The sequence below is a fragment of the Niastella populi genome (assembly GCF_002078015.1).
GTDB classification, from domain to species: domain Bacteria; phylum Bacteroidota; class Bacteroidia; order Chitinophagales; family Chitinophagaceae; genus Niastella; species Niastella populi.
The window spans coordinates 445,537-471,192 of sequence record NZ_LWBP01000001.1 but is presented as its reverse complement, the minus strand read 5'-3'; the positions used below and the strand labels follow the sequence as shown (position 1 = coordinate 471,192).

Annotated in this window: 19 protein-coding genes and 1 tRNA gene; 11 read left to right on the top strand and 9 right to left on the bottom strand. The window is 46.0% G+C overall.

What is annotated here, in order from left to right; all coding sequences use genetic code 11:
* Positions 1-103 precede the first annotated feature (103 nt).
* A complete protein-coding gene (locus A4R26_RS01810; protein ID WP_081159159.1) occupies positions 104-1,621 on the top strand; it encodes an FAD-dependent oxidoreductase in 1,518 nt (505 codons plus the stop codon).
* Between the two features lie 23 nt (positions 1,622-1,644).
* Positions 1,645-2,502, top strand: coding sequence for a glucose 1-dehydrogenase (locus A4R26_RS01805; RefSeq protein WP_081159157.1), 858 nt, complete (start codon positions 1,645-1,647; stop codon positions 2,500-2,502).
* Here the strand turns inward: A4R26_RS01805 and A4R26_RS01800 are convergent.
* Positions 2,492-3,295 (bottom strand): mechanosensitive ion channel family protein, encoded by an 804-nt coding sequence (locus A4R26_RS01800; RefSeq protein ID WP_081159155.1) that lies wholly within the window; start codon positions 3,293-3,295, stop codon positions 2,492-2,494. The two genes, A4R26_RS01805 and A4R26_RS01800, sit on opposite strands and share 11 nt — an antisense overlap.
* 1,477 nt (positions 3,296-4,772) lie before the next feature.
* On the opposite strand from A4R26_RS01800, the gene A4R26_RS01785 reads away from it, so the two are divergent.
* The gene (locus A4R26_RS01785) at positions 4,773-5,195 is read left to right on the top strand and encodes a hypothetical protein (protein ID WP_081159146.1); all 423 of its coding nucleotides are present in this window, start codon (positions 4,773-4,775) and stop codon (positions 5,193-5,195) included.
* A 246-nt stretch (positions 5,196-5,441) separates the two neighbouring features.
* Here the strand turns inward: A4R26_RS01785 and A4R26_RS01780 are convergent, their stop codons facing one another.
* Entirely contained in the window at positions 5,442-6,182 is a 741-nt protein-coding gene (locus A4R26_RS01780) for an SDR family NAD(P)-dependent oxidoreductase (protein WP_081159143.1), read from the bottom strand.
* A 92-nt stretch (positions 6,183-6,274) separates the two neighbouring features.
* On the opposite strand from A4R26_RS01780, the gene A4R26_RS01775 reads away from it, so the two are divergent.
* The 3 genes from A4R26_RS01775 to A4R26_RS01765 all read left to right on the top strand — a co-directional run bounded on the left by A4R26_RS01775 (position 6,275) and on the right by A4R26_RS01765 (position 9,794).
* Entirely contained in the window at positions 6,275-6,619 is a 345-nt protein-coding gene (locus tag A4R26_RS01775; protein ID WP_081159142.1) for a winged helix-turn-helix transcriptional regulator, read from the top strand.
* Between the two features lie 201 nt (positions 6,620-6,820).
* A complete protein-coding gene (locus A4R26_RS01770; RefSeq protein WP_081159140.1) occupies positions 6,821-7,156 on the top strand; it encodes a hypothetical protein in 336 nt (111 codons plus the stop codon).
* Positions 7,157-7,352: 196 nt separating this feature from the next.
* Positions 7,353-9,794 (top strand): TonB-dependent receptor, encoded by a 2,442-nt coding sequence (locus A4R26_RS01765; protein ID WP_081159138.1) that lies wholly within the window; start codon positions 7,353-7,355, stop codon positions 9,792-9,794.
* Positions 9,795-10,747: 953 nt separating this feature from the next.
* Here the strand turns inward: A4R26_RS01765 and A4R26_RS01755 are convergent.
* From A4R26_RS01755 to A4R26_RS01735, 5 genes are all read right to left on the bottom strand, one after another.
* A complete protein-coding gene (locus A4R26_RS01755; RefSeq protein WP_081159133.1) occupies positions 10,748-12,073 on the bottom strand; it encodes a DUF2851 family protein in 1,326 nt (441 codons plus the stop codon).
* A gap of 300 nt (positions 12,074-12,373) precedes the next feature.
* A complete protein-coding gene (locus A4R26_RS01750) occupies positions 12,374-12,967 on the bottom strand; it encodes a Maf family protein (protein ID WP_081159130.1) in 594 nt (197 codons plus the stop codon).
* Positions 12,964-13,917, bottom strand: a complete 954-nt coding sequence (locus A4R26_RS01745) for a geranylgeranylglycerol-phosphate geranylgeranyltransferase (protein ID WP_278248397.1) — start codon at positions 13,915-13,917, stop codon at positions 12,964-12,966. The genes A4R26_RS01750 and A4R26_RS01745 overlap by 4 nt, the downstream gene beginning before the upstream one ends.
* A 114-nt stretch (positions 13,918-14,031) precedes the next feature.
* Positions 14,032-14,553 (bottom strand): KdsC family phosphatase, encoded by a 522-nt coding sequence (locus A4R26_RS01740; RefSeq protein ID WP_081159437.1) that lies wholly within the window; start codon positions 14,551-14,553, stop codon positions 14,032-14,034.
* A gap of 215 nt (positions 14,554-14,768) precedes the next feature.
* Positions 14,769-16,928, bottom strand: coding sequence for a carboxy terminal-processing peptidase (locus A4R26_RS01735; protein WP_081159434.1), 2,160 nt, complete (start codon positions 16,926-16,928; stop codon positions 14,769-14,771).
* A 153-nt stretch (positions 16,929-17,081) separates the two neighbouring features.
* Here A4R26_RS01735 and A4R26_RS01730 point away from each other — a divergent pair.
* From A4R26_RS01730 to A4R26_RS01710, 5 genes are all read left to right on the top strand, one after another.
* A tRNA-His gene (locus tag A4R26_RS01730) sits at positions 17,082-17,155 on the top strand.
* A gap of 124 nt (positions 17,156-17,279) precedes the next feature.
* Complete coding sequence (locus tag A4R26_RS01725) at positions 17,280-17,888, top strand: DUF445 domain-containing protein (RefSeq protein ID WP_081159124.1); 609 nt, start codon at positions 17,280-17,282, stop codon at positions 17,886-17,888.
* A 612-nt stretch (positions 17,889-18,500) separates the two neighbouring features.
* Positions 18,501-21,146, top strand: coding sequence for a TonB-dependent receptor (locus tag A4R26_RS01720; RefSeq protein WP_081159122.1), 2,646 nt, complete (start codon positions 18,501-18,503; stop codon positions 21,144-21,146).
* A 280-nt stretch (positions 21,147-21,426) separates the two neighbouring features.
* Positions 21,427-22,038: an SGNH/GDSL hydrolase family protein gene (locus tag A4R26_RS01715; protein WP_081159119.1), complete on the top strand. Its 612-nt coding sequence runs from the start codon at positions 21,427-21,429 to the stop codon at positions 22,036-22,038.
* 156 nt (positions 22,039-22,194) lie between these two features.
* Positions 22,195-22,686, top strand: coding sequence for a hypothetical protein (locus A4R26_RS01710; RefSeq protein WP_081159117.1), 492 nt, complete (start codon positions 22,195-22,197; stop codon positions 22,684-22,686).
* Here the strand turns inward: A4R26_RS01710 and A4R26_RS01705 are convergent.
* Complete coding sequence (locus tag A4R26_RS01705) at positions 22,678-23,943, bottom strand: DUF4407 domain-containing protein (protein ID WP_081159114.1); 1,266 nt, start codon at positions 23,941-23,943, stop codon at positions 22,678-22,680. The genes A4R26_RS01710 and A4R26_RS01705 overlap by 9 nt on opposite strands.
* A 431-nt stretch (positions 23,944-24,374) precedes the next feature.
* On the bottom strand, positions 24,375-25,562 hold the full coding sequence (locus tag A4R26_RS01700) for an NRAMP family divalent metal transporter (RefSeq protein WP_081159112.1): 1,188 nt from the start codon (positions 25,560-25,562) through the stop codon (positions 24,375-24,377).
* Between the last annotated feature and the right edge of the window lie 94 nt (positions 25,563-25,656).

Genomic DNA, 25,656 nt, shown 5'->3' with positions numbered 1-25,656 from the left:
AACTCACCGGCCGGGGAATTTTTTCCCTGTATATCAACATTTTTCTACATCGATAACCCGATGATAGCAGGATGAAATTTGCAGTATTGCTGTAAATGTTGTTATGATTGCAAGAGATGGCGCCAATATCAGTCTTTGGCAGGGCACAGCAGAACCATATATTCCTGTAAGGCAATTAGATACTACCCGAAACTACGATGTGGTAATTGCCGGCGGCGGTATTACCGGCATCACCACGGCTTTACAATTACAACAAACCGGCCTGCGCTGTGTGGTACTGGAAGCTCATACCCTGTGCTTTGGTACAACAGGCGGCACTACCGCTCACCTCAATACTTTGCTCGATACACCGTATACCACCATCGCCAATAATTTCGGTAAGGAAGGCGCTTCGCTGGTGGCAGCCGCTGTGCGCGAAGCGTTGAATACCGTTAAAGGCAATATTGCGAAACATGGCATCGACTGCAATTTTGAAGAAGCCACGGCTTATCTTTTTTCGCAGAATGAGAACCAGACAAAGGAACTCGAAAGCATTCGCGCAGCTACTATTGAAGCCGGCGTAACCGCATCGTATACCGATAGTACGCCTGTTCCCGTTCAATTCGAAAAAGCGCTTGAAATAAAGAACCAGGCTAAATTTCACCCAACACGTTATGTGCTCGCGATGGCAAAAGTATTTGAAGAAGCGGGTGGCACCATTGTGCAAAACTGCCGGGTTATGGCAACTGACAATACCGATCCGCTGGAGGTTAAAACATCGCTGGGCGATATAAAAACAGGCTGGCTAATTTACGCCACCCATATACCACCGGGCGTTAACCTGGTGCATTTGCGTTGTGCGCCATACCGCTCTTACGCCATGGCGGTAAAACTGGCCGATGAAAGATATCCTGCCGGCCTCAGTTACGACATGTACGATCCATATCATTATTACCGCACCCAGTTGATCGATGGCGAACAATTCCTGATTGCGGGTGGCGAAGACCACAAAACCGCGCACGAAGACAATACCAACGCCCCATTCAATAAACTTGAAAGCCATATTCGTAATCACTTCAATGTAAAGGAAATTGCGTACCGGTGGTCGTCACAGTATTTTGAACCGGCCGACGGCCTGCCGTATATTGGCCATATGCCCGGACAACCCGGTAAAATTCTCGTAGCGACCGGTTTTGGCGGCAATGGCATTACCTATAGCCATGTTGCAGCGCGTTTGCTAAGCAGTATCGTTCTCGACAAAGAAAGCCCTTATATAAAACTGTTCGATCCCAACCGCATAAAACCAGTGGCCGGCTTTACCAATTTTGTAAAAGAAAATGTAGATGTGGCCAAACAATTGATCACCGGTTTCTTCACGAAAGAAAAAATTCATGGGCTGGCCGATATTGCGCCCGGCGAAGGAAAGATCGTACAACATGAAGGCCAGACGCTGGCTTTGTATAAAGACGAATCGGGCCAGGTACATACCATCAACCCCCGCTGCACTCATTTAAAATGTACTGTAAACTGGAACATTTCTGAAAAAACATGGGATTGCCCCTGCCATGGTGCGCGATATGATGCCAACGGCCACGTTTTAACCGGCCCTGCCGATATCGACCTTGAAAAGATAAACCTGTAAAAAAACAATAAATAGCTTACTACATGAAACAACAAACAGCTTCACCGGAAAAAGAGCAGCAGGCTTCCATTACCAGCGAAAACCAAATGGAGCATCAGCCGGTTGTCGATGATCCCAGCCATAAACCCGGCGAAAAACTGAAAGACAAAATTGCGCTCATTACAGGCGGCGGCAGTGGTATTGGCAAAGCGGTAGCCATTCTGTTTGCAAAAGAAGGCGCCAAAGTGGTCGTCAATTATAACAGCGGTGAAGAAGATGCGAAAGATACCGAAGCCATCATAAAAAAATATGGCGGTGAAGTAGTGTTGATGCAGGGCGATATCAGTAAGGAAGAAGTATGCACTGAACTGGTTGAAAAAACCGTACAAAGATATGGCCGTTTAGACATTCTCGTTAATAACGCAGGTACCCAGCACCACACCGAAAGTATTGAAGATATAAAGACCGAAGACCTCATTCGCACCTTTCAGGTAAATGTGTTTGCCATGATCTGGATCACCCGGTCGGCGGTACCGCATATGCCGAAAGGCGGTTCCATTATTAATACCACCTCGGTAACGGCCTATCAGGGCCATGGGCAATTACTCGACTATTCCGCTACCAAAGGCGCTATTGTCGCATTCACCAGGAGCCTTTCCGCCAGCCTGGCTGGTAAAGAGATCAGGGTGAATGGGGTGGCCCCCGGCCCTATCTGGACCCCGCTTGCCATGAGCAGTTTTGACAAGGAAAGCAACAAACATCATGGCGAGGATACGCCCCTGCAAAGAGCGGGTGAACCGGTTGAAGTGGCGCCCAGTTACCTTTTCCTGGCGTCGAAAGATGCATCGTATATGACAGGACAGGTTCTGCATCCTAACGGCGGTTCAATCATCAATGGTTAGGTTCAGGTTGCGTAATGGCCTCATGTATTTTTCGCAGTACTTTGTCGCGGGTATTGTAAAAACCCATTTCAATTAAGTTATCGGTCCAGCAATGCACTTCCATTTTGATGGTATCGCCATTATAATCGGCGAAAAGGACCTGGAATTTATCATTATTTACCTCCGGTATTTCATCCAACGCTTTATTAATACGCCTTTCAGTTTCTGCAACATTCGATTTTCCCGGTATGGTAAGTACCACATCGATGCGGCGTTTGCCGCTTAACGAGTAATTGGTGATCGGCTTCTGAAAAATATCTTTATTGGGCAACATAATATGCAGCCCCTGAAAGGTTCGAATGGTGGTTGAACGCAGTTGTATCTCTTCCACAATACCGGTGAACCCATTGGTATCGATAATATTCCCTACATCGAAAGGTTTGCGGAAGATGATGAACACGCCTGAAATGAAATTTGCGGTAAGGTCCTGGAAAGCGAAACCCAATGCCAGCCCGATGATCCCGGCGCCCGCAAGTAATGAGGTAATTGTTTTATCGAGATGCAGCAACTGTAAACTGATAAAAAGCCCAACGAACAGGATGATGATAAAAAATATACTGGAGAAAAGTCCGCTGATGGCCGGTTTTTCTGAAACCCTCAGCAGCAACCTGTAGCTAAATTTTCGCAGGAAACGGGCTAATAAAAAGAAGGATATGAAGACCAGGATAGCCAGCAGCAGATTGGGAAGCATTCTGAAAAAGATCTCCAGCCAGCCTGTTATTTTATCCCTTATTAAAACGAACCATTTTTCCATAATGGATAACATTTGATTACTCATCTATAAGGATAGTAAATCAATGCCACCCACGCAGCAGTTTGGTATTTTGTCATTTGGCAGCGGGATATTTGCCGTAATGGGGAAAGCCCACCCCATTTATCAGACCGGCGATTTCCGTGGCCGCCGGAGTTCGATGAAAAGGCATTTACTTACCCGGGGCGCGCTTACCGACAGTATTTCAGATTATTATAAAAACAATCGCGTGTTCATATGTGATATATGAAAACCGGCATCGATGTGGCGTACCCACCAATAACTATCTCAAAATATCGCCCATCACAAATGTTAACCCGGCCTTCCCGCCCACACACGTACAACATGGCGAATTTGATAAACGGCCCCATTCCGAAATGCATATGAATTATACCGCGGTTTGCAGAAAGGAAAAATGCCTTCACGCCCGATCGTTTACAAAGGATCCGCACATGGCATTAACAAACCAAAGGAAAAACTGGCGGCCGTACGGCATAACCGGCACTGGTTTAACAAAAATGTATTCGGAAAAAAAGAAGCAATCATTTTCTGCCGAATAAACGAAGTGTTACATCGGCTGTTCGATGAGAAAGAATGGCCATGATGTGTTGAGTGATTCGTTTTTTCCGGTTTGAGCAAAATGAAAATTTTAATGTGGACTTTTGCATCTGGATACCAGAAAAAATGATTAAATTAGGATAGCTGTAAAAACTTCCGATTGCTATCGATAGAAAGGATATGTAGTATCGCTTTCGGCAGTGTTTTGTTAAGGCCGGTCATATGCATGTTAAGGCATGCATGAGCACTTCATTCGACAGTTAAACGGGTTACCTGACAACCCAACGCCAAACAGCAAATTACCGTATGTATGAAGAAGTGAAGCGCCGCAATAAGCTGCCTGCTGCCATTGTTAAAACAACAACGACTTGACTATATCATAAAAAGACGAGCACATTTATATAGAGAAATAAGATAGTTTTACCGGCATAATTTTTGAAACGTTATCATTGGAGAATACACATAGTTTGTGTGTTTACAAAGTGGGGGAAGCACAGGCACGAAGTGCCGATAGAAAAAATTTCATCTACTTCACAGAAGGTATCGGATCGATTGACGAATTAACGGAACGCAATTACAATTACGGATTCACCACCATTTTGAGACTCATCCGCCGAACGAAAGCATCGCTTGCTATACATACCTAATGCAAGCAGCAGATCACAGGTAAACGCTGTCTATAATTCAGGTAGATTTTATAAATCATATTATCCTCTTTTTAGCTCCACCCTATTTGAGCCGATAATATGCATAAGAACCTTTTTAACACCGCTAACAGATCCGAAGAAAGACGAATTGTACAACGCTGTATCCTATTTACCGTTTAGATCGGAACAATAAGTTATTAAGCCAGATTTATACGCTCGTATAAGACGACGACCTCTTTTGTATTTTGTTTTTTGTAACTAAAAATTCAAGAGATATGAAAAAAGAACACACCTCCCTTTTCAGCAATCTCTTTGGTGCAAAGGGCAAGCCCGCAGAGTCTGAAAAATCAACACCGGTTGTAATCACTTCTTACTCTCAGCCGCATGTTCTGCAACAGAGAATGAAGGAAGAAAAACTGTCGCATGGTGAAACCGTGACAGCTAACATTTCTCCGGTTAGATTGGAAAGCAATTTCGGCAAAATGGTCCTCTATTTCTGTCCGATGCAATCAATTGAAGTTGTTGAAAAGGTTAATGCCGGTGACGGAGGCAGCTTACCGGCTGAAGCAATTATCGATGGGTTAACAGTTCCAGGTAACTGCAAACCCGGCTTGTACACATTAAAAAATGTAACTTTATCTTCTAACGGAACCATGCAGGTAATAGCTACCGAAAATACCATGTGGGAAAGCGTTTAAGATGCATTCGATGGTATAAAAGTGTGTCCAATGGAGTAAGTAATTTTTATGTGAAGCCCAAACAGGGAGCAGGATGCAGGTACATTTTCGTCTTTGTAATCCCTCGTCTGCAATTGTTTATTTTCACAATTATTATTTCTGCCTCACCAAACATGTTGAAATACAAAACCCTCCTTCCGATGCGTCGGAATGAGGGTTTTTTATTTTCAGTAACTAATGTGCCACACCTTCGGGGTGTAGCACTCATCAGATACTGTAACCGCCATCGATGGTCAATGCAGCCCCGGTCATAAAACCGCTTTCTTCAACTGCAAGGTAAGCTACCAGTGCGGCAATATCTGCCGGCGTTCCATACTTTGGAATAGCCATGGCGCTTCGCAGCATTTCGGCATGCGGCGCATTGGCCGGGTTCATGTCGGTATCTACCGGTCCGGGTTGTACCAGGTTCACCGTAATACCGCGTTCACCCAAATCGCGCGCCAGTCCTTTTGTTAAACCGATCAATGCCGATTTGCTCATGGCATATAAACTACCGGTAGCGCCGGTAACCCGCTCTGCCATATTGCTGCCGATAGTAATGATGCGGCCGCCCCGATGCATATAGGCTGCCACTTTTTGCGCTGCCAGAAAAACAGATCGCACATTCACAGCCATGGTGCTGTCAAAATCTTCCAACGTATATTCGGCTAACGGTTTTGCATTGTATACACCGGCATTGTTCACAAGCACATCGATACGGCCAAATACCGCAGCAGCCTTTTCAATTGCAGCGGTTATAGCACCGGGTGATGCATTGTCTACCTGAATGGCCAATGCCTGTTGCCCGGCTTTTTTGATCTCGTCTGTTACCTGTTGCGCCTGGTTGGCAGCGCTCACGTATGTGATCACCACATCGGCGCCTTCAGCCGCCATACGTTTAGCAATACCCGCTCCAATGCCACGGCTTCCACCCGTAATAAATACCACCTTGTTCGTTAATCTCTTCATGGTTTATGATTTTATTACTTGCAAAACTATTGGCTGCATTGTACATTTGCCGGTACATATAATGTTGTTAGGTACTATCAAAAATGTAAGTAATGCGAAAGGAGAATTCAACCAATACCCTTAACAAACAACACCTCGAAAAAGATTGCGGCATGTCGTATACACTCACCGCGATCGGCGGCAGATGGAAACCCGCCATCCTTTGGCGGCTGGCCCGCGGAAAAATGCGGTACAGCGAACTCCGCGATTCCATTGCCAATGTTACCGAAAGAATGCTGGTATTGCAATTGCGTGAAATGGAAAAAGATGGGCTGATCAACCGGATCGTGTATGCCGAAGTGCCGCCGCGGGTTGAATATGAGTTGTCGGCCAAAGGCAACTCGCTGAAACCCATTCTCGAGAGTTTGAGTGACTGGGGAGATAAGAACAGAATTTGATAATTTGCTAGTGGGATAATGTGCTAATGTGCTAATACTTTCATTGCAGGATGTTCGATCAATGGCATCAGGCTGCCTGGCGAACTGTATTCCATTACCGAATTATCACATTATCGCATTTCCATTAGCACTTGGGCTAATCAGCACATTAGCTCATTGTCTTTTGCCCTATTGTTGCAAATTTGCCTACATTTGTAACTCATGAGATGTAACCGCATTATAACAAAGCTCGTTACCCTGGCACTGATCCTCGTGTTCAGCCAGAAAATGGGTATGAGTTTGTTCATGCACAACTGGTTACACGGCTCCAAACAGCACGCCGCATCTTCAAAACCCACTTCAAGCCAGGAATTACAGTTAACCTGCGGTTGTATCAACGATTTCAACCTGCCGCTCACTGAAACTTCCATCCCCGAAATTCTGGCCCCGGTAATTATAGTGCGCCAACCGCACACCGGCCCTGTTTTTGTTATTCCGGCTGTAAGCAAATACTTCCATTCCCTTCGCGCGCCCCCAATAGCCAATGTGCTAATGTGATAATTTGCTAATGTGCTAATACATCCCTTTTAGGCCTCACCAGTGGTTTCGCAAAGCCCTGTCTGCAGGTTGTTTTCCACTATCGTATTTTCAATTGGCATATCATCACATTAGAGAATCACCACATTATCGAATTAACGAATTATTACATCAGCACATCAGCACATTAGCTAATCAGCTAATTATAACTCAGATTATGAAACCAGTAAATGCGATCCTTACATTTATATATACATTGGTTGGTTTAATTGGCTATAGCCAGCAGAACCTTACCGCCGGTAATCAACCTGTTCCGGTTATTGCGCCACAGCCCGGGGTGTTCAGCGGGAAGATCACCGATGCCAAAACCGGCGAAATATTACCCGGCGCCAGCATTTATATCCACGACCTGAAGAAAGGGACCATCTCGAACGATAAAGGCGAGTTTCGCATTGGGAACCTGAATGCCGGCAATTACCTGGTTGAGATCACGTACCGGGGATATTCTTCCATCATTGAGAATATCAGGATAAATGGCGATACACAAAAAGATTTTGCACTGAAAGAAGCAGTGGTTGAGAACGAAGAGGTAACCGTTACCGGCGTTTCATCGGCTACCCGCATCAGGCAATCGCCGCAACCGGTTGATGTTTTAAAGAAAGAACAACTCTTCAACGTTTCTTCTACCAATGCCATCGACGCGCTGAGCAAAACGGTGCCGGGCGTAAGCGGATTGTCAACGGGTCCGGCCATTACAAAACCCTTTATCCGCGGTTTAGGTTACAACCGCGTTGTTACCATCAACGACGGTGTGCGCCAGGAAGGTCAGCAATGGGGCGATGAACATGGGATCGAAATTGACGACTACAGCATGCAACGGGTTGAAGTGTTGAAAGGGCCCGCCTCCCTCATGTATGGCAGCGATGCGCTGGCCGGGGTGATCAATATCATTTCGCAACGGCCGGTAGCCGAGGGACATATTACCGCCAATGTGCTGGGCGAATACCAGACCAATAACGCCCTGCGTGGTTTCTATGGCGACGTGGCCGGTACAAAGAATGGCTTCAGTTGGAATGCATATGGTTCGTACAAAGGCGCGCAGGATTACAAGAACAAGTATGATGGCCGGGTATTCAATTCTAAATTCTATAACCAGAATTTCGGCGGTATGCTGGGGTACAGCGGCGCCTGGGGTTACAGCCATGTGCTGATAAGCAATTTCGGGCAGCGTATAGGAATGGTGGAGGGCGAACGCGACAGCGCTACGGGAGCCTTTTTAAAAGCATTGCCCGGCGGCGATGAAGGCATTGCCTCAAACGAGGATTTCAAAAAAATAACCCCCGAAGTTCCGTTTCAGCATATCAAACATTTCAAGATCGCTTCCGACAACAACTTCGCCGCAGGCAAAGGAAGTATCGACGTGCAGGCAGGTTATCAGCAAAACCAGCGGCAGGAATTCGGCAATCCCGATGACGCCGCCACTCCCGATGCCTGGTTCGATCTTAAAACCGTTAATTATGCGGTTCGCTGGCATCTACCTTCTACCCAACACTGGAAAACAACCCTTGGGGTTAATGGTATGTCGCAAACCAATACCAACAAAGGCGAAGAAGTGATCATCCCCGATTACGACCTGTTCGATATCGGCGGTTTTGTATTTACTCATTATCATAAGAATAAAATATCGCTCAGCGGCGGTCTGCGTTTCGATACCCGGCATGTAAACGGTAAAGCGATGGACATCGATAACGAGCTGAAGTTTGCCGGCTTCTCACGCAATTTCAGCAATGTATCGGGCAGCGTGGGGCTTAGTTATGCCGCCAGCGACCTGGTTACTTTAAAGCTCAATGTAGCCCGCGGTTTCAGGGCGCCCAACCTCGCCGAACTGGCAAGCAACGGCGCACATGAAGGTACCAACCGGTTTGAGCTCGGTGATAACAAGCTGAAATCAGAAACCAGTTTACAGGTTGATGGAGGATTTGAACTGAACTCGGAGCACCTTTCACTGGAGACCAGCCTGTTCTATAATCGCATTCAGGATTTCATCTTCTACGAGAAAGTATTGAACGATGCAGGTGAAGATAGCATACAGATCGACGATGAAACCGGTGATGAATTAAGAGTTTACCGTTTTGACCAGAAAGATGCCAACCTGTATGGTGTAGAACTGGCGCTCGATATCCACCCCCACCCGCTCGACTGGCTGCATTTCAGAAATGCATTTTCGTATACGCGGGCCCGGTTCACCGAGGCGGTGGATGGCACAAAGAATATTCCGTTCATTCCGGCGGCACGGCTGTTTACCGACCTGGCAGTAAGCCTGATGCCCAAAGGCAAAACGCTTCGCAACCTGCACATCAACCTCGAGAGCGATTATACCTTCAAACAGGATGATCCTTTTACCGGGTTCGATACCGAAACCGCAACCCCCGGTTACTGGCTGATCAATGCGGGCATCGGCGCAGATTTCGTACAGAAGGGAAAAACGCGGTTCAGTTTGCGGTTCACCGCCTACAACCTTGGCGATGTGGCTTATCAAAATCACTTAAGCCGGTTGAAATATGCAGCGGTCAATAATGTTACCGGCCGCACCGGCGTATTCAGTATGGGGCGGAACTTTGGCATCAAACTGAACATCCCGCTCGTTTGGTCAATGTGATAAAGTGATAATTCGATAATTTGATAATGGAATACAATTGCCAAAGCAGGCTGTCGGGTATTATCAAATTATCACAAATTGTCCCGGCTTTAGTCGGGATTAACAAATTATCAAATCAGGTATTTCCCGGGCTGAATCAGGTATTGAGAAATAAATGTAATAAACCTCAGCAGTTTGAATATGAGAACAACTGCTAATAGAAAATAATGATGGCATAATGCTTGTGTTTATAGGCCATCCTATAATTGATCATTTACATTTTTTTACTGAAATAAAAAGATAGGAATGATTTTAGTGAGGTAAACATGAATTTATTAAATGCGACCTTTTCCTGAGCTCTTGATTTGTAAAGGCGCTGTGCTACCACCCATAAAAAGCAGTTCCGAATACATTTTGTTTTGACATAATTGACGCGCTGTGCATTGCACGGAACGAAGCTTGTTTTTTCGTTTTAGTTCAGAAATACACTTTGTAAAACCATGTACCGGGTTTCTTATTTATACATAAACAATTTTGATCTGCTCTTGAATATCAAGGCATTCTTATGTTGAATAAGAACCTCGTTACTACCTGTTTAGCAGGTAACCCGAATATCCTTAAATGAAGAGCCCGCCAATGTCTATGAATGCTGGCTAAGAGTCATCCACCAGGAGTGGATGACTCTCTTTTATTAGGCCCTGTTCATAGTAGCTTCCTTTCAAATTGTTAAAATACATCCATAAGAAATAACCCGGCCCGTTGCCCGCTGAACCGCCGCAACCGGCGTATGTCAGGCGCCTAACGTATTCATTTCAATACCGGTAGCCTGTGTTTTATTGAATATTAAGTTCAGGTGGTTGACGCATCCGATCATAATAAATATGCAGGTTTGGAATTGGCAGATAGCAGGCGACAGCTTCCTTTTTATCAAAGGCAGTTTTTTGGTGAGAAAACAGTTATGTAACCCAAACAGGTTAAGCTGAAATAAGGAATTCGTCACGGGTAAGCCGTGCCGTTGAAACCGGCGTTTCAACGGCAGCGGATCTTTTCAATAATGCATTGCCCACTGCACAATCGAGGCATTTCCTGGCATCGCAATAATGGCTTTTGAGCTCAAGCAGGGCTTGGGAGTCGCAGGCGCTTTTATTTACAACACCCAGTTCTGCATAACCATTCGTTACCGAATTCGTTTCCGGCTCCAGTTCGTCGAGCCAATTCAGTGCCCTGTTCTTAAACAGTTCTTCATTATGCAGCAGGCCGTAAGCAAACAGTACGGGCACTACCGAATTGATAATGACCGTATCGATCATCTGGCTGCCCAGCTTTTTGGGCCGGTGAACCGAAGCCTTGTTAAACGTATAATGATTGTCCCAGAACGAACTGGCGGTTACCGACAGCCACTCTTTTATATCGTTAAGCCTTACGGTATCCTTGATAAACGCAAACAGGTGGTTTGAGCAATGCAGCAGCATGGCCAGCTGGGCCAGCCTGACTGTGGGAAAATTGACCGGCCGCGTACGTAAAAAGTGAACGGCCTGCTTTACCGGCTGCAGTTTATACTTTGCCTTTAAATGCAGGTACTCACGTTGTAACATAGCCGGGTAATCTTCTTCAAAATCGCCCTCCAGCAACCTGCACTGCCCAAACAACAATGCTTCCAGTTTTGGCAATTGGTTTTTATACCGGGCCAGCAGTGTAACAGGCAGTGTTTTGGCCAGGGCCTCAAAAGGTTCGAAGTTCAGCACAGCGCCAAAGTTGCGCGCCAGCAGCCACCAGAAAGTTTCTTCCCAATGCTGATTGGTTTGTAACAGGAAAGAAAATACCGTTGCCGATTTTCTTTGCATCCGTTCTGCCAGCAGCCGCTCGCGCCAGGAAAACCAGATGATGCGCGAAACATCCTGCACCTGGCTGCCGCAGGCGATAAAACCCGGATTGTTCATCCAGTGCTCATACTGGCTCAATAACATTGCGGGTACTTTCGACTGTAATGAGAAAACGGGGATGCGCGATTCCCTGTTGGGCAGATCGTTCTCCCAAACCACATGCAAAACCACATTATCGTAGTTGCGATCGAATTGATGAGCATGCCTGAACCAGTCGGAGGTTCTTACATGTAACTCAACATGCCCCACCCATAATGTATTTTCAATTTTGATCTTTGCTTCGAGGAAATCGGGGCCCTGGTTGGTATTATAGCGCCCGGGATGAATAACCTGGAAGGCATCGCCATTATCGAGCACGCGGCCGTCTTTATTAAAATACTGGAATTGCCAGAGGTATTGCAAAAGCCTTTCTGTCATATAAGATAGCAATGAAAATTAAACAATATGCACATGTTCGGAAACTGAAGAATTCCCAACCTGCATGTTATGCTACTGAACAGAGCGACTTACTAACAGAGATAGTTATCAAAAATTACTACAAAACAGAACGGATACAATAGCAGACCTTTATACATCTAAGATAACAAAATTATGTGATAATTCGATAATGAATACCAATGTGCTAATATGCTAATGTGATAATGTGCTAATTAAATACAGCTTTTGGTGCAGATGTCTGGGAATTATCAGGCTCGCGGAAATAGCAGCATTAGCACATTAGCTAATCAGCAAATTAGCTAATTGTTCAACTACCCTGCTAACGGGCAGCCCCATTACATTATAAAAATCTCCCTGAATTGATTTAATGCCTATCACCCCAATCCATTCCTGTATGGCATAGGCGCCGGCCTTGTCGTACGGTTTGTATTTGTCTACATAAAAAGCGATCTGTTCGCTGGTAAGTGGGTGAAACCACACTTCGGTAATATCGGCAAAGGCTATCTCCCGATCTCCTTTCAGCAATACCACTCCCGTTATTACCTGGTGTTTGTTGCCCGACAGGCGGCCAAGAATATCCAGCGCTTCTTCCCTGTCTTTCGGTTTGCCAATGATGTCATTACCCAGCACCACCACGGTATCGGCGGCAATAATGATATTGCCGGCATGGTGCAGCGATTCGTTCTTTTGTTTTACGGCAAACGCTTTTTCGCGGGCTATATGAACCGGCACTTCGGGCACCGCCATATCGGGCGGGTAAGTTTCAGGGGTAGACTGCACCATCACTTCAAAAGGAATTTCTGCCCATTCAAGTAATTGTTTACGGCGTGGCGATTGAGAAGCCAGTATTATACGGAAGCCCTTTGTGTTCATGAGTACATTTTAAAGAATAGCATCGATAAAATACCGCTGAGCATGATTAGTTTCAACCAGGTGCTTACGGTATGAAAATCGGCCGGTGTTATGGCCTTAATAAGTTTTCGCAGCAGGATCAGCAAGGGAATAATGATCAGCAAACCGCTGTATGCAGCGGCCCACCACCATTCGAAGGGTAAAATATAGGCCATCATTATGGCCACTGCAGTAAGCAGTACGATAAGCCAGGTGGCGGTAAATATTTTTGCAGCGTTTATACCCCATACAATTGGCATGGTGCGGCAACCGTAACGGGCATCGCCATTGATATCTTCCATATCCTTAACCACTTCTCTTATCAGGGAAATGATAAATGCAAAGCCGGCGTATAAAAACGTACGGCGCAGGAGTTTCGACGCTTCTACTTGCGCATACAGGTCGGGTCTTTTGATAACCACATAATGAGTAATAAACCCGATAACCAGTATTACCCATGCGGTAAGCAACGAAATGATCACATTACCGCTCAGTAATTTCTTTTTGAAGTTGGTACTGTACAACCACAACGCGGCCACACAACCTATATTGGCCGGTATCAGCCACCACACCCGCGTTTTCCACGCAACATAGGCGCTGAGGGCAACCCCTATCCCCGACAACATCAGGTGCCAGATAATGGCCCAGCGGCGTTTGATGATCTTTTCAACCACCAGCTTATTGGGTTTGTTCACCAGGTCGATGTTGAGGTCAAAATAGTCGTTGATAATATAACCCGCAGCTGCTATCAATACAGAGGCAGCGATCAGTGTAATAAAAATGGGCGTGGTCAATACAGGCGGCGCCTGTACTTTTTGCAGAATGGGTTCTACAATGCAATACTGGAACAGCAATTGGGTAATTGCAATGAACAACAGGTTCACTGAACGTATAAGGCGTATGAATGCTGCCAGTAGCTTCATAAATACAATTTCTGATTTAGGATTGTTGGATTTCGGGATTTCTTAATTTTGAGGTTTACTACATCCACAACGGCATTCTGCAATTACAAATCTCTAAATCTCAAAATCAGAAATCAAAATTTACTACTTGCTTGCCACATCGGTATGCAGCTCCCAATGATCATTCAACTTCAGCACTTTTTCGATCACCTCACGGGCGCAACCTTGTCCGCCCGGCAATAACGAAATATAGTTTGCGATCTGTTTTATTTCAGTGGCCGCATCTGCCGGCGCACAGGCCAACCCAACCTGTTTCATTACCTCGTAATCGGGAATATCGTCACCCATGAACAGCACTTCGTTCCATTTTAAGTTATGCTGTTTTACATATTCGGCCAGTTTCCCTTTTTTATCGGTCACCTGCATAAAAACATCGTTTATGCCCAACCGGTTCAGGCGCTGGGTAACGGCATCGCTGGCACCGCCCGAAATAATAATTACCCGGTAGCCTTTTTTAACCGCCAGTTGAAGGGCGAACCCGTCTTTTATGTTCATGCGGCGAACAAACTGCCCGTCATCAAAAACAAACAGCGTACCATCAGTCAGTACGCCGTCTACATCAAAGACGAAGGTAGTGATCTGCTTTAATTGATCTAAAATATTCATGCTCATTGAGTGAGTGCAAAAATAAGCGGAAAATCCCTGTTATGCCAGCGATCAAAGGAAAGAAATGGGTTTGCTGAAAAAAAGGCAGGTTGCTTTCTCCGGGCGGCTCACCTTCATTGGCGGCGCTCCATCCATAAAAGGTGACTATCCAAACGAAAAAGGGTGAGCCGCCATTGAAAGGCGACCCACCCTATTATTAATAAGATCGATTATTATTACGGTTGTTTCTTATTTACATTGGCATATACCAGGTTGGTTTGGGTAACCATGTCGTTCAACACATTGGTTGCCTCATCGAGGTACGGGTCGTTGCGTAAGATCTTCAACCAGTTTTTGTAACGTTCCAGTTTAGCAGCATCGCCTGCGCCTTCAATACGCTTCATGTCATCTGCCAAAGGCTCCACATTCGTTTCATGCGGCAGCTTATTCTGTGATTCAATTTGTTTGGCGATAGCCTTGTTCTTTTTCTGCTCTTCCTGGTATTTTTTCAGGCTCAGCGAAAACATTTTATCGCTTTGTTTGGCCAGCCATTCTGCATTGTTGTGAATGGTGGTGAACAGCGCATTATTTTTAATACGTTCTGCGCTGGCTTTTCTGATGGGGTTCAGATCGAGACCGAATTTCCAGCGGTTGTAATCGGCTTTTTGAATTTCGTCCCAGGCCAGTGCATCGGGATTATCTTTCTCTCTGATCTTGGTATACTCGAAAATATCGGGAATGTTCACATCGGCCGATACACCACGTAATTGGGTAGAACCGCCATTGATGCGATAGAATTTCTGCAGGGTGAGCTTGATGGTTCCCAGCTCGCTGTTAGGATCGAGGAAACCCATTGTTTTATCGAGACCGATATTACGTTGAACGGTACCCTTACCATAGGTAGAGGTGCTGCCGATGATAACGCCACGGTCGTAATCCTGGATGGCGGCGGCAAAGATCTCAGAAGCTGAAGCGCTGAATTCATTTACCATTACAGCCAGCGGACCATCGTATAAAACCGATTTATCGCGATCGTAGTAAACCTGTGGTTTGCCTTCGCGGTCTTTAACCTGTACAATGGGGCCGCCTTCGATGAACAAACCAACCATTTGCACCACATCGTATAATGAACCGCCGCCGTTATTGCGCAGGTCCATAATGATGCCGTCTACTTTCTGCTCTTTTAATTTGATGATTTCTTTGCGAACGTCTTCCGAGCAACGGGCGCCTTTCGGGTTATCGAAATCGGCGTAGAACTCGGGCAGGTAAATAAAACCAAGTTTGCCTTTGGGTGTGTTGATCACAGCACTGCGGGCAAAGGTTTCATCCTGGATTATTTCATCACGGATCAGGGTTATGGTTTTTACCGAACCATCCGTTTTTCTTAATGTAAGGCGAACCTCAGTGCCTTTTTTACCACGGATCAGTTTCACGGCATCCTGAACGGTATAACCGGTAAGGTCAACAGGTTCAGCTGCACCCTGGCCAACTTTGATGATGGCATCGCCAACACCAATTTCGCCGCTTTTCAAAGCAGGGCTGCCGGCCAGTACAGAACCGATCTTGATATTACCATCTTCTTCACGAAGCGAGGCGCCAATACCATAGAAACGGCCGCTCATCTCTTCATCGAAATAGCGTTTGTCAACCGGCGGCATAAACGTCGTATGCGGGTCCATTGACTCGGTGATGGTCTTTACGAACTCGTTGAACCGGTCGTCGTCGCTCACTTTGAGTTTCAGGCGATCGTAGGTGCGGTTCATTATTTTCAAAACCCGGTCGCGGGCTTCCTGTTCCAGTTGTTCATCGGTTTTTACTACAAAGTTCTCTTTGCCTTTATTCTTTTCACGATCTTCCATCAGGTCGTAAAAGCGCTCGAGCGTAAGGTATTTCAACCGTTTGCGCCAGGCCTCTTTTCTGTCTGCTTCAGATTTTGGATACTCCAGCTTTTCGCTATTGAAATTGGCTGACTCATCCTTCGTAAAATCGAAAGGTTTCGACAACAGTTCTTTATAGATTGCCTCGGTTTCAGGTAAACGCTTTTTATAGATCTCTGAAACGGCAGGTACGAATTGTACCGCTCCGCCGAGGATCTCATCGTCTATCTTTGTTTCAAACTTTTTAAGTTGTTGAATGTCCGACAACAGGAGAATGTTCTTTTGATCGTCGATCTTTTCGCCCAGGAATTTCCTGAAGATCTCTTTTGAAAAGTTATCGTCGATCTTCTTAGGACTGTAATGGATCTCAGCAAGCATTTCCCCCACGTTATGAAGTATTTTTTCATATTTCGTAGGAGGATTACCATTACCCAAACCAAACCCCAGCGAACGGAACGCCACAATTAAACCGGCGACGAACAACAGCAGGACTATGGGTAAATTTTTTCGTTGTAGCATATATTTTAAAACTTTTGGCATCAATTCAAAAATAACGATAAAAATTATGGGTTGTTGCACTAATGTTATAATTAACAAGCCATTTTGATGAAAGGTTTTTAGAAAGTTTTTTTAGTGAAACAATTTTTTTCCTACATTTGCAGCCTCAATACGGAGGTTGTAGCTCAGTTGGTTAGAGCGCTAGATTGTGGTTCTAGAGGTCGAGGGTTCGAGACCCTTCATCCTCCCTCAGATAACTCCCCCCGACAGATACGTCGGGGGGCTTTTTATTTATCAAATCCCCCGCCCGGCATTTTGTAAAGTATTATTTCCCCGGGAAAAATGCAAGGCTTTACCTTAAAAAAGGATTCTATGAACTGGTGGTTAGTGATCATTATACCTGTTACATCTGCGTTTACCGGTTACATAACCAACCGGTTGGCCGTGAAAATGCTGTTCCGGCCACGAACACCGGTACGTGTTTTTGGCATTACCATCCAGGGTATTTTTCCTGCCAGACAACCGCAGTTCGCCCAACGGATCGGCGCACTGGTTACCAGCGAGCTGGTATCATTTTCTGAAATCGAAGCAAAGATCACCAGCGAAGAAAGCGTAAAAAAGATCATGCCGGTGGCAGAACTGCATATCGATGATTTCCTGCGCAATAAACTGAAGGAAGCCTTCCCCATGATCGGTATGCTAATCGGAGAAAAGACCATCGGCACGCTGAAGACGATCTTCATGAATGAGCTGGAAACAATTTTCCCGGTTATTATGAAGGAGTATGTCAAAAACCTGCAGCAGGACCTCGACCTTGAAAAGATGGTGGCCGCAAAAATAGCCGCGCTTTCTACCGATAAACTCGAAACGGCCATATATGAGGGATTGAAGAAGGAATTACGCCAGGCGGGTTTCTTTTTTGGTTTACTGGGTTTCCTGATTGGTTTGGTACAGGTTGGAATCGTTTACATATTGAAATAAATTGTAAAACAAACACTGATTGTTGTTGGCGCCGATCCGGGGCAGGCGGAATTTATTCATTTTCCGTTAGCGTCGTCACCAGGCTGTCAGCTCCCCTTCATTTTCTGTCAGCGCCGGTACCATTCTATCGGATTTCATCCATTTTCTGTCAGCGCAGACAATGCGCTAACAGATTTTGCCCATTTTCTGTCAGCGCGGGTACATTTTCTGTCAGCGCGAACACCGCGCTAACAGATTTCGTTCATTTTCTGTCAGCGCAAACACCGCGCTAACAGATTTCGCCCATTTTCTGTCAGCGCGAACACCGCGCTAACAGATTTCGCTCATTTTCTGTCAGCGCGGATACCGCGCTAACAGATTTTCCTCGTTTTCTGCCAGCTAACACATCGCAATAACGCAATTAGCCTGATTTTGAACTTACAATGGCAGCCGGAAGCAGATACCACCGGAAAAACAGGCCGAAAATAATGGGGCCTGCCCTTAAAAACCCGGGAAAATGCAACCGGGCACCGGTAAAAAGAATCCTGTCCGCCGTTCATCACAAAAAATGTCCTTTTCACAAGTTCTACGTCATTTTTGCGTCAAATTGATCTCAACCATAGCACCTAACATATGAAACTTACCGGATGGATCCTTGCTCTATTTGCCCTTTTCCAAACTGCCCATGCCCAATTTCCCGGCGCAGGAGGCGCCCCGGGCGGCGGAAACCGGCAGGGCGGCGGCCAGCAAATGAATATCGGCCATTTTTACGGACGTATAGTCGACAAGGCAACCAATAAAGGACTGGATGCCGCTTCTGTTCAATTATTCCAGAACAAATTCGATACCGCCACCAAAAAAAAGGCCGATGTGGTGATCGGCGGAATGCTAACCGGCCGTAACGGCGATTTCAGCCTCGAAGGCCTGCCCGTTTTCGGCCAGTTCAAACTGATCATTACAGCCATCGGTTATAAACCCATTGAACAAAAGGTATCGTTCGATTTAAAAATGGGCCCGGGGGTCGACAGGTCGGCCATGTTATCGGCGGTTGATAAAGACCTCGGTAATTTAAAAATGGAACAGGACGCTACCGTGCTGCAGGATGTAACCGTTACCGGTTCAAAACCCCTCATCACCATGGGTGTTGACCGCAAGATCTTCAACGTGGAAAAAACCATTACGGCCGCCGGGGGTACAGCCATCGACGTCATGCGCAATGTACCTTCCATCAACGTCGACATTGACGGGAACGTAACCCTGCGCAACGCAGCGCCGCAGGTGTTTGTAGACGGCCGCCCCACTACCCTTTCTATGGACCAGATCCCGGCCGATGCCATTCAGAGCGTTGAAATTATCACCAACCCTTCAGCCAAATACGACGCCAGCGGGGGCCAGTCGGGCATTCTGAATATCATATTAAAGAAGAACCGCAAAACCGGTTATAACGGCAGTGTACGCGCCGGTGTCGATTCCCGCGGTAAGTTCAACGGCGGCGGCGATATCAACGTTCGCCAGGGCAGGATCAACGTATTTGCCAACGCCATGTACAACCAGCGCAGATCAAAAGGCTGGGGACAAACCGACAGGTTCACCTTCGGAAAAAACACCAAAGACCTGTATACCACACAATACAACAAGAGCGTGTTCGATGGCGCTTTTGCATTCGGCCGGTTCGGTTTGGATTATTTCATCGACAACCGCAATACTATTTCGATCTCGCAGTCAATCGTGAATGGAGACTTCAAACCAGATAACCGTACCAACTTCGTATACGATTCAATTGGCGGCTCGTACGCCCAGTATCGTAATACCACCGGTAAAAACAATTTCCGCAACTATGGTACACAGTTAAGTTTCAAACACCTTTTTGCGCAAGCTGGCAAAGAGTGGACCGCTGACCTGAACTTCAACCAAAGCAGGAACACAAACTACAGCGACATCCGCGACCGTTCGTTCTATGATCTTGACATGACAGTTCCCATTGACAATTTTGAGATCCTTCAAAGAGTTGACGCCGGCGGAAAAAACCGGTTCCTGATAGCACAAACAGATTATATAAATCCCATTAACGATAAAATCAAGTGGGAAGCCGGCCTCCGCGCCCAGGTACGCAAATTCGAAAGTTTTCAGTATAACACCTTCAATAACGGCACTCCCCCGGTTGGTAATAATTTTGAATATACCGACCATGTGTATGCAGGTTATGTAACTTACTCGCAAAAGATAAAAGAAACATTCAGCTATCAGCTGGGTTTACGGGGCGAAAGCAGTGGTTACGAAGGAAAACAAATTGGTAAAGATACCTACACCAACGATTTTCCCATCAGCCTGTTCCCCAGTGTATTTTTGAGCAAGCAGTTCGAGCACAAACAGGACATGCAGTTAAACTACACCCGACGCATTAACCGGCCTAACTTCTTCCAGTTAATGCCCAATACCGATTATACCGATATCCTTAACTATCAAACCGGTAACCCGGGGCTGAAGCCTGAGTTCACGCATTCGCTCGAGCTCTCTTACCAGAAAACTTACGGTAAAAAAACCAACACATTCCTGGCAACGCTTTTCGGGAAATATACTACAGACCTCATTGCCCGCTACCAGTACATGGGTAAAGTGGAAGCAAGGCCCGATTCGGTATGGATAACGACCTATATAAACGCCTCTACAGCTTACGCCGGCGGTCTTGAGCTAATCTCCCGTAACACGCTTACCAAATGGTGGGATGTAACAACAAGCGCCAACATCTATTATTCAAAGATCAACGGCAGCAATGTGGTGAAAAACCTGGAAAATGAACGCACCAGCTGGACGGCCAAAATGAACCACAGTTTTAAATTCAACAAAGGCTGGAGCTTTCAGCTTAGTGGCGATTACCAGGCAAAGAGCGCCTTACCCGTAAGCACAAGCAATAATGGTGATGGCGGCGGTGGCCGCGGCGGCCGGGGCGGTTTTGGCGGCGGGCCAACATCAACAACCCAGGGTTATGTAAATCCCTTCTATGGTGTTGATATGGGTTTGCGTAAAGACTTCCAGATAAAAAAGAACACAGCGACCATATCGGTGAACTGGAGCGATATCTTCAGAAGCCGTAAGTATTTTGTACACTCCGAAGCAACGGGCTTTATACAGGACGACTGGCGCAGAAGAGACCCCCAGCTTGTACGCGTAAACTTCAGCTACCGTTTTGGAAAATTCGATGTGGCCCTGTTCAAACGCAAGAACATGCGCGGCGATGCGGAAGGTATGCAGAATGGAATGCAGGGAATACAACAATAATTAGCTAATGTGATAATTTGATAATGCTACATATCGCGGCTCATGCGAATTATCGGCAATCGCGCATTGGGGTTGTATTCAATTATCACATTATCCAATTATCGATCACATTAATAAACTACATGATTATGTTGCAGGGGCTGAACGATCAGCCCCTTTTCTATTTGAAAAGTGAAATACAGCCGAAACCACAAGCCCTGTATTCCCTTTTTAATTTTTCATTTGTCATTTCTCATTTTTAATTTCCCATTTTTGTACTTTTCAATTCTATTTAGCAACTATGGCATCAACCTACTCATACCTGGCGCTGGGCGACTCCTATACCATTGGTGAAGGGGTACCTGTTTATGATAATTTCCCCTATCAAACGGTACAACTACTTCGCAAGGCCGGCTATGCATTTTATGCACCTGAAATAATGGCCAAAACCGGCTGGACAACCGACGAACTGCAGTCGGCGATTGCCGCCAGTCGTTTACTCCCGGTGTATGATGTAGTGTCGTTGCTTATAGGCGTTAACAACCAGTACCGCGGCCGCAGTATTCAGGAGTATACACAGCAGTTTGAAGCGCTTTTACAACAAGCCATTGGTTTTGCCGGAAATAAGAAGGAACATGTTTTTGTACTGAGCATACCCGACTGGGGCGTTACCCCATTTGCCAAAGACAGGAACAGCGCTACCATTGCGCATGAAATTGATTCGTTTAATGCCGTGAACAAACTGTTTGCAGAAAAGTATGGCGTGCATTACATTGATATTACGCCGGGCACCCGGCTCGCCGCCCATGATCTTTCATTGCTGGCAACAGACCAGTTGCATTATTCGGGGAAGGAACATGCACGATGGGCAATAAAACTCTCCGAAGCTATTCAACAATTGATATCAAAATAAGCCTTTGCCGGTTGCCGGTAACGCAAATGTAGCGCGCCTGACCACCTGCAGAACCGATCGAAATTCAGGCCTGGAAACGGGTAACCGGTACCCGGCAACACATACTTATAATCCGTTCATTTCGTTTCTAACTATATAGCAGCTAATTAAAGTCCTATGGTTAAATTATCCTGGAAAGAAAAATACGCCGGTATCCTGGTACTATTTATAAGTATCGTTTTTCTGTTAATGCAGATAGCTTCTTTATTCGGCGAAAGATCGGGGCCCTACTCTATTCAGAACGGAACTTTTGTTATCAATAAAAATGAATTCTTCTCCGATCTTAAAACGTATTCACTTATACTCGCGGGTATTATCGCGGGCTGGGGATTGCTGAAGGGTAAACGCCTAGGCTTTATGCTGGGCCTGCCCATCTTATTATTTACGATGGTAATTTTAGGTTTAACAACCGCTGAACAGGGAATGAAAGCAAAAAAATTCGATAATTCCATGATCGGGTTAGGTGTAGCGATATTCCTGATATTCCTGGCGATCTTGTTTCTGTTGTTGCCGGGGGCCAGGCAAAAATACAGGGTTAATAAGATGGTATTCCTACTAACCCTGTTGTTATTTGCGGGCCTTGGCGGCGCTTATTTTTTCTTACAATAGGTCTTCCCCATTGAACTGGTAACGCTCTTTTATCTTACGCATCACTTCATCCATGCTTGCGCGATGATCGCGCGGGTTCCAGTCGCCGCGTTCCCATTTGTCGAGCTCCTGGTCGATGTGTTTTTGCTGTAATGTTGTCATTTTTTCTACCAACTGGTCTGAAACTTCTTTTTGTTTCTTGTACCAGGCGTCTTTTTTATTCACCAGCATTTCCTTGTTGCGGCGCATTTCTTCTTCGGCAGCGGCCATACTGGTAAGCTCTTCTTTTGCCAGTGCGATATCGTACGGACCAACCGGCATGATCAGTTTTGAAATGATGGGCCCTACTTCAATAAGTATGATCAGCAGCGATAATAAAAAGCTTGTCCAGAAAACACTGCTTTCTTCAGAGGCCAGATCGGTAAGCGCTTTGTTGCGCTCGAGGAACCCGACATTTTCCAGCGCGCTCAGTTCATACTTTGCGCGTTTGGCTTCCATATTGCTTTTTGCATTGGCGAGAATGCTGTCCTGTACATGAATGCTGTTGTTCAGCGAAAGTAATTCAGGCGCAGCCTGTAAGGTAGAGGAATTGTACGCGTCGAGTTTCAGTTTGGCTATCTTTTGCACACCACGGACCTGCGATCCGCCGGTGCCATCGGCTTCCTGAACATACGACTGCTGCAAACGCGCCAGTTCGTCCTCTATGTTTTTTTTGCGTTCATACAGGCGGTTGCGTTCGGCTTCGGTGGTTTGCATCAATGCCGTATTTTCCGCCGCCAGTAAACTGTCGTTCAACTGAATTTTCTTGTGCGTATTCTCGATAACTTTTGTGTTGATCTCTTTTTCGAAGATCTTGAGTTCGAGGGGGCGCGCAATGGTAAAACCGATAAGAATAGCCAGCGCCATCCGCGGCAATGCCATCGATAATTGTTTGCGCCGGCTTACGCCGTATTTACGCATAGTGGAAACCAGGAAGCGGTCGAAATTAAAAATGATCAATCCCCATACGATGGCAAAACAAATTGTCCATAGCCAGTTGCCGAACACGCTGTAAATAGCGTACCCCGATGAAAGTGCAGCAAGCACAAAGGTGGCGAGAATAACACCGCCCAACCCCCAGTATTTGCTGTGTTCTGATGGAAATTGTTTCAGTAGTTCCTGGTGAGCACCGGAACACCACCATAAAAAATTAGTGTCGGCCTTTTTTCCGGGGCCTCGTCCGGTAAACGAATCATAGGTATACAAGCCAGTATCAGGCCCTTGCTGATTGTCAGCCATAACCGTTACGGTTTAATTAATGGAATAATTGTTAAGACTTAAATATCTTATAGGTGGGTTGAGTGGGTTGGAATATTACAAATAACGAAAAAAATTTCGATATCTGTGTAAATGAAAAGTAAAAAGAAACGCTTTTAACGAAGGCTAAAATGGTGCCGGAAATACAGGTAAGCAAATTCCATTATATAATTGGTAAATACCGCACCAAACAGGAAGAATTACGTAGCACTCATAGTAATTACAGGGTCACTTACTGCACCAACCCCGCTTCAGGGTTGCACTGAAAAGTAGCGTTTCTATGCAATTCTTATGCAATTTCTATGCAATTCCGGTACAAGTCCTACGTAGTTTAGGGCACTTACCGTACTATTTTACAGGATCCGGAGCGGAAGAACGCTGAACCTGCCTGCCGGCTGGTTCAGCGTTTTGCATTAAACGTTTAGCAACGTTCTGGCCCCCATAATGCCCATGATCACCACCACTATCCAGCCGGCTACCGACAGCCATACCGGGTGTTTGTAATTTCCCGTCAACCGTTTTTTCAAAACGGCGATGAGCAACAGTGCAATCGATACGGGCAGGATCAATCCGTTCAATGCACCGGCAACTACAAGCAAATGAACAGCGCCCTGCTGTAGAAAAACAAAAATGCTTATCGAGGTCAAAATGAATAAAGAAGTTATCAGCCGCTGGTGTTTTTCAATCATCGGGTGAAGCGTGCGCAAAAAAGAAACCGAAGTGTATGCCGAACCAACCACCGAAGTAATGGCTGCGCTCCATAATACAATGCCGAATATTTTATAACCGATATCACCGGCGGCTATCTGAAAAACAGATGCGGCGGGATTGTCTTTATTTAAAATGCCGCCACCCGTAACTACACCCAGTGCAGCCATGAATAACAGTATGCGCATTACTGATGCCAACAAAATGGCGCTTACACTACCGCGGTTTACCTGTGGTAATTGTTGTTGCCCTTTTATACCTGCATCGAGCAACCGATGCGCACCGGCAAAACTGATATACCCGCCTACTGTTCCGCCAACGAGGGTTACGATGGCAGTGGTGTTTATTGTAACTGGCACAAACGACCGGTAAACAGCCTCCCCTACCGGGGGATGCGAACTGATGGCAACATACAGCGTTAACCCGATCATGATAAAACCCAGTATTTTCGCAAACCAGTCCATTGCCACGCCCGCTTCCCTGATCCAGAAAATGAGCAGCGCTAATGCTGCACTGATACCGGCGCCTATTACCGGGTGTTTTATATCTGCATCGAAGGGATAAACGACATTCATACCTAATCCCGCGCCGGCCACATTGCCAATGTTGAACACCAGTCCGCCCAATACAATAAGTGCGGCCAGCAAATAACCCATGCCGGGTAACAATGAATTGGCGAGGTCCTGTGCGCGCATTTCGGTTACGGCAATTATACGCCATACGTTCAGTTGCGCGGCAATATCGAGCACAATGGAAACCAATATTACAAAACCGAAACTGGTGAGTAGTTGCTGGGTGAATACCGTTGTTTGGGTAATAAAACCCGGACCAATGGCTGAAGTGGCCATCAGGAAAGCGGCGCCCAGTAAAGCCGATTTTGTATCTCCTTTCATTAAGTGTCACTTTTGGAAATTATTTGGCTGGCTGCAAGCTTCGAGCTGCAAGCTTCAAGCTGTAAGCTATAAGCGAATACAGGAGCAGGCTGAG